This is a genomic window from Archangium sp. (genome assembly GCF_045802675.1).
Taxonomy (GTDB): Bacteria; Myxococcota; Myxococcia; order Myxococcales; family Myxococcaceae; genus Archangium.
On the sequence record NZ_JBJMQO010000132.1, the window covers coordinates 1 to 6,890 of the forward strand.

Annotated in this window: 1 protein-coding gene; it reads left to right on the forward strand. The window is 71.6% G+C overall.

What is annotated here, in order from left to right; translation table 11 throughout:
* On the forward strand, window positions 1-6,890 hold a 6,890-nt coding region (locus ACJ8AN_RS36900; RefSeq protein WP_407760287.1), incomplete at both ends, for an amino acid adenylation domain-containing protein.

Genomic DNA, 6,890 nt, shown 5'->3' on the forward strand with positions numbered 1-6,890 from the left:
CTGGGCGAGGTGCAGTCCGTCCTGGCCCAGCACCCCTCCGTGCACGAGGCCCTCGCCCTGGTGCGCGAGGACTCCCCGGGCGACAGCCGCCTGGTGGCCTACCTCGTTCCCAACGCCGAGCAGCAGCTCAGCCCCGAGGCCCTGCGCTCCTTCCTGCGCGAGCGCCTGCCCGAGTACATGGTGCCCTCCGCCTTCGTCTCCCTGGCGGCCCTGCCCCTCACTCCCAACGGCAAGCTCGACCTCAAGGCCCTCCCCTCTCCGGATCGCTCGCGCCCCGAGCTGGACGCGGAGGATCAGGCGGCCCTGGGTGAAATCGAGGAGCGGATCGCCACCATCTACACCGAGCTGCTCAACCTGGAGCGCGTCGGCCGGCATGACAGCTTCTTCGAGCTGGGCGGCCACTCGCTGCTCGCCACCCAGGCGGTCTCGCGCATCTACGAGGCCTTCGAGGTGGAGCTGGCGTTGCGCGACATCTTCGAGACCCCCACCGTCGCGGGCCTCGCCGCCATCGTCGCGAAGCAGCGCAACGAGGCCCCTCGCAACCCCATCGAGGAGCAGATCGCCGCCATCTTCCGCGAGCTGCTCAAGCTGGAGCGCGTGGGCCTGAACGAGAGCTTCTTCGAGCTGGGCGGCCACTCGCTGCTCGCCACCCAGGCCATCTCGCGCATCGTCGAGACGCTCGGCGTGGAGCTGCCCCTGCGCGACATCTTCGAGGCCCCCACCGTCGCGGGCCTCGCCGCCATCGTCGCGAAGATGACCGGTGCGGAGACGAGCCAGGAGCCCGCCGAGCCTCACGAGGCGGCCCCGCGCATCCAGCCGGTGTCCAGGACGGAGGCGCTGCCGCTGTCCTTCTCGCAGCAGCGGCTCTGGTTCCTCGATCAGCTCGAGCCGGGCAGCGCGACGTACAACATCCCGGCCGTGGTCCGCATGGAGGGCACGCTGGACGTGGCGGCGCTGGAGCGCAGCTTCAACACGCTCGTCCGCCGCCATGAGTCCCTGCGCACCACGTTCCGCGCGGAGGAGTCCGGCCCCATCCAGCTCATCGCGCCGGAGCTCACGGTGTCGCTGCCCGTGATGGACCTGACGCACCTGCCGGAGAGCGCGCGCCACCCGGAGATGCTCCGCCTCGCCCGCGAGGAGGCCTCGAGGCCCTTCGACCTGACGCGTGGCCCGCTGCTGCGCACCACCCTGCTGCGGCTCGGCGAGCGCGAGCACATCCTCCTGCTGGACATGCACCACGTGGTGTCCGACGGCTGGTCGCTGGGCGTGCTCATCCGCGAGATGGCGGCGCTGTACGAGGCCTTCATCTCCGGCCGTGAGGCGGTGCTGCCCGAGCTGCCCATCCAGTACGCGGACTACGCGGCCTGGCAGCGCGGCTGGCTCCAGGGCGAGGTGCTCGAGGAGCAGCTCGCGTTCTGGCGCCGGCAGCTCACCGGGGCTCCCGAGTCGCTGGAGCTGCCCACGGATCGTCCACGTCCGGCGGTGCAGAGCTTCCGGGGTGCCCAGCAGCCCGTGGCCCTGCCCAGGGAGCTGTCCGAGGCGCTCAAGTCCCTCGCCCAGCGCGAGGGCGTCACGCCCTTCATGGCGCTGCTCGCCGCGTGGCAGGTGCTGCTGTCGCGCTACTCGGGACAGGACGACATCAGCGTGGGTTCGCCCATCGCCGGCCGCACGCGCGGGGAGACGGAGGGCCTCATCGGCTTCTTCGTCAACACGCTCGTGCTGCGCACGAAGCTGGAGGGCAATCCGACCTTCCGCGAGGTGCTCGGCCAGGTGCGTGAGACGACGCTCGGGGCCTACGCCCACCAGGACGTGCCCTTCGAGAAGCTGGTGGACGCGCTCCAGCCCCAGCGCAGCCTGGGCCGCACGCCGCTGTTCCAGGTGATGTTCATCCTCCAGAACGCGCCCATTGCGGAGCTGGCGCTGCCGGGGCTCGCCCTGCAGCCGGTGCCGGTGGAGAACCAGACGTCACGCTTCGACCTGACGTTGACCCTGGAGGAGACGAAGGAGGGCTTCCGCGGGACGCTGGACTACAGCACCGACCTCTTCGACGCCACGACGGTCGCCCGGCTCGCGGGCCACCTGCGGCGGTTGCTCGAGAGCATCGTCGCCGACCCGCGGCAGCGCATCTCCGCCCTGCCCCTGTTGTCCGACTCCGAGCGGTACCAGCTCACCGAGGGCTGGAACGCCACGGCCTACGAGTACCCGCGCGAGTCCTGCATCCACGACGTCTTCGCCCGGCAGGCCGCGCTGCGTCCGGACGCCATCGCCCTGGAGTCCTCCGACCAGCGGCTCACCTACCGTCAGCTCGACGAGCGCGCCAACCAGTGGGCCCACCTCCTCCAGCGCCACGGCGTCGGGCCCGACTCCCGCGTCGCCCTCTGCCTCGAGCGCTCCGTCGAGCTCATCGTCTCCCTGCTCGGCATCCTCAAGGCCGGCGGCTGCTACGTCCCGCTCGATGCCTCCTATCCCCGCGAGCGCCTCGTCCACATGCTCGAGGACGCCCAGCCCCAGGTCCTCCTCACCACCCGCGCCCTGGCCTCCCAGCTCCCCATCGCGGGGCTCGAGGTCATCCTCCTCGACGAGCTCGCCGAGGAAGTGGCGCGCCAGCCGGTGACCGCGCCTGTCAGCGCCACCACCTCGCGCAACCTCGCCTACATCGACTTCACCTCCGGCTCCTCCGGCCGTCCCAAGGGCGTCTGCATCGAGCACCGCTCCGTCATGCGCCTGCTCCTCGGACGCGTGGACTACATGGAGCTGGGCCCTCAGCACTCCTTCCTCCTCATCGCCCCCATCTCCTTCGACGCCTCCACCCTCGAGCTCTGGGGTCCCCTGCTCCACGGCGGCCGCCTCGTCCTCTACCCTCCCCACGCCCCCAACGACGTGCGCGAGCTGCAGCAGGTGTTGGAGCGCCACTCCGTCTCCACCCTCCACCTCACCGCCGGCCTCTTCACCCAGATGGTGGACGCCCACCTCGACGGCCTGCGCTCGCTCAAGCAGCTGCTCACCGGTGGTGACGTCGTCTCCGCTCCACACGTGCGCCGCGTCCTCGAGGAGCTGCGCATCGCGGTGACCGCCTGCTACGGCCCCACCGAGAGCACCCTCTTCGCCTCCTGCTTCCGCATGACGGAGCCCTCGCAGGTGGGGACCTCCGTGCCCATCGGCACGCCCATCGGCAACACCCGACTGTACGTGCTCGACGCCCACCAGCAGCTCGTGCCCGTGGGCGTGCCCGGCGAGCTCTTCATCGGCGGCGACGGCCTGGCGCGCGGCTACCTCCGGCAGCCCGCGCTCACGGCGGAGCACTTCCTGCGCGACCCGTTCAGCACCGAGCCCGGCGCGCGCATGTACCGCACCGGCGACCTGGTGCGCCGCCGCGCCGACGGTGTGCTCGAGTTCCTCGGCCGCGCCGACACCCAGGTGAAGATCCGCGGCTTCCGCATCGAGCTGGCGGAGGTGGAGTCCGCGCTGCTCAGCCACCCGTCGGTGGCCAAGGCCGTGGTGGTGGCTCGCGAGGACGGCGGCACCAAGCGGCTGGTCGCGTACTTCGAGGGTGAGGCCCCCGTGGCCGAGCTGCGCGCGCACCTCAAGGGCCGGCTGCCCGAGTACATGGTGCCCTCGGCGCTGGTGCACCTGGAGGCCCTGCCCCTCACCGCCAACGGCAAGGTGGACCGCAAGGCCCTTCCCGCTCCGGCCGACGCCCAGCAGGCGCCCGCCTCCGCCCACTACGAGGCGCCGCGCAACGCCACCGAGCAGGCCCTGGTGGACATCCTGTCCCAGGTGCTGCGGGTGCAGCGCGTGGGCATCCACGACAACTTCTTCGAGCTGGGCGGCGACTCCATCACCAGCATGCAGGTGGTGGCTCGCGCACGGCAGGCGGGCCTGCAGCTCTCGCCCAAACTCCTCTTCCAGCACCAGACGGTGGCCGCGCTGGCCGCGGTGGCCACCCCCGCCCGGCAGATGCTCGCCGAGCAGGGCCTGGTGCAGGGCCCGGTGCCCCTCATCCCCGTTCAGCGCGCCTTCCTCGAGGAGGAGCAGCCCGCTGCCCACCACTTCAACCAGGCCCTGCTGCTGGAGGTCCGCCGTCCATTGGACCCGGCCCTGCTCGAGCAGGCCCTGCGCAAGCTGGTGGAGCACCACGATGCCCTGCGCCTGAGCTTCACCCGTCAGCCCGACGGCACCTGGCTCCAGCAGGGCACCGGACTGGAGACCACGCCTCGCCTCCGGCGGGTGGACCTGGCCTCCGTCCCTCCGGAGGGGCTCGCCTCCGCCATTGAAGCCGCCTCGACCCAGGTGCAGCGCGGCTTCGAGCTGGCCTCGGGCCCGCTGCTGAGCGCCGCCCTCTTCGACTGCGGCGCCGGCCGCCCCGCCCGCCTGCTGCTCGTGGCCCACCACCTCGTGGTGGACGCTGTCTCCTGGCGCATCCTCCTGGAGGACCTGGAAGCCACCTACCAGCAACTCGCCCAGGGTCGGCAGCCCACCCTTCCTCCGAAGACCACGTCCTTCAAGACGTGGGCGGAGAAGCTCGAGCAGCACGCCCACTCCGACGCCGTGAAGCAGGAGCTGGGTTACTGGCTGGACGAGGCCCGTGCCCGGGTGCGCCCGCTGCCCGTGGACAAGGCCCAGGGGGCCAACACCTTCGCCTCCGTGCGGACGGTGGGTCTGTCGTTGGATGCGGAGGAGACGCGCACCCTGCTGCTCGAGGTGCCCACGGCCTACCGCGCCCGCCTGGAGGACGTGCTCCTCACCGCGCTCGCCCAGTCCCTCTCCCGCTGGTCCGGCCAGTCCGGCGTGCTCGTGGAGATGGAAGGCCACGGCCGCGAGGACCTCTTCGAGGGCGTGGATCTGTCCCGCACCGCCGGCTGGTTCACCGCCTCCTTCCCCGTCCTCTTCCAGCTCCCCGCCTCGGGCTCTCCCGGTGATGCGCTGCGCGCCGTGCGCGACGAGCTGCGCCGGTTGCCGAACAAGGGCCTGGGATACGGGCTGCTGCGCCACCTCGGTGCGGAGGACGTGGCCTCGCGCCTGCGCGCCCTGCCCCGCGCACAGGTGTCCTTCAACTACCTCGGCCAGCTCGACGCCCCGGCCGCGGCCTCCACCACCTTCGCCTTCGCGAAGGAGTCTTCCGGCGCCCCCTTCGATACCCACGGCGCGCGCTCGCACCTGCTGGACATCAGCGGGCTCGTCAGCGACGGGAAGCTCCAGCTCTCCGTCTCCTACAGCGAGAACCTGCACGACTCCGCCTCCATGGAGGCGCTCGCCCGGGACATGCTGGCCGCCGTGCGCGCGCTGATCTCCGGCCGCACCACCGAGGACGCCCGCCGCTTCACGCCCTCGGACTTCCCGCTGGCCTCCCTCACCGCGGACACGCTGGGCCGGGTCCTCCGGCAGCAGGGCACCGGCGTCGAGGACCTCTACCCGCTCTCCCCCATGCAGCAGGGCATGCTCTTCCACGCCCTGCTGTCGCCGGGCTCGCCCGCGTACTTCGTGCAGTCCTCCTGGCGCATCCACACCCAGCTCGAGCCGCTGGCCTTCCGGCGCGCCTGGAACACGGTGGTGGCCCACAACCCCATCCTCCGCACGGCCTTCGTCTGGGAGGGATTGGCCGAGCCCCTCCAGGTCGTCCACACCCGCGCCGAGGTGCCCTGGCAGGAGCTGGACTGGCGGGAGCTGTCCGCCGAAGAGCAGCGGACCCGGCTCGAGGCCTTCACCGCCGAGGACCGCGCCCGCGGCTTCGAGCTCACCCGCGCGCCCCTGCTCCGCATCGCCCTCATCCGCCTGGAGGACGGCGCCTGGCAGCTCGTCTGGAGCCAGCTCCACCTCATCCTGGACGGCTGGAGCCAGGGAATGCTGCTCCAGGAGCTCTTCGCCGCCTACGACACCTTCCAGCGCGGGCAGACGCCGCAGCCGGGACACCGCCCCGCCTTCCGCGACTACATCGCCTGGCTGCAGCGCCAGTCCCTGGACGGCGCCGAGCGCTTCTGGCGCGAGTCCCTCCGCGGCTTCACGGCTCCCACCCCGCTGCCCGGTGACAAGGGCGTACTGCACGCCGCCGGGCAGCAGCGGCGCATGGACCAGCGCAAGGTGCTGTTCTCCTCCGCCGGGACGGCCGCGCTGCAGTCCTTCGCCCGCCAGCACCAGCTCACGCTCAACACGTTGACCCAGGCGGCCTGGGCGCTGCTGCTCGGCCGTTACGCCGGCGAGCACGACGTCGTCTTCGGAGCCACCGTCGCCGGCCGCCCCATGGACCTGCCCGGCGCCGAGTCGATGATGGGCCTGTTCATCAACTCGCTGCCCGTCCGCGTACGCTTCGACCCGAGTGAGGCCGTCCTGCCCTGGCTGCAGCGCCTCCAGGCCCGTCAGGCCGAGCAGGGCCAGCACGAGTACAGCCCGCTCGTCCAGCTCCAGGGCTGGAGCGACGTGCCCCGCGGCTCGCCCCTCTTCGAGAGCCTCCTCGTCTTCGAGAACTACCCGGTCGACAACACCGTCAAGCAGCGCGCGGGCGGATTCGACATCCGGGATGTCCAGGCCTTCGACCACACCAACTACCCGCTCACCGCGGGAGTGGCGCCGCTGGGAGAGCTGGCGCTCGCCCTGTCGTACGACCTGGCTCGCTTCGACCCGGAGTGGATCGATCAGCTCCTGCGGCATTGGAAGCTCCTCTTGGAGGGGCTCGTGGCGCGCGCGGAGGGGCGGCTGGGTGATCTGCCGCTGCTGACCGAGGCCGAGCGCCGGCAGGTGTTGGTGGATTGGAACCACACCGCCGCCGAGCCCTCCCAGGACGGCGCGCTGCACTACCTCTTCGAGCAGCAGGTGCAAGCCACTCCCGAGGCCACCGCCCTGGTGGTCGGCACCCAGCGCCTGAGCTACCGGCAGTTGGACTCCCTGGCCAACCA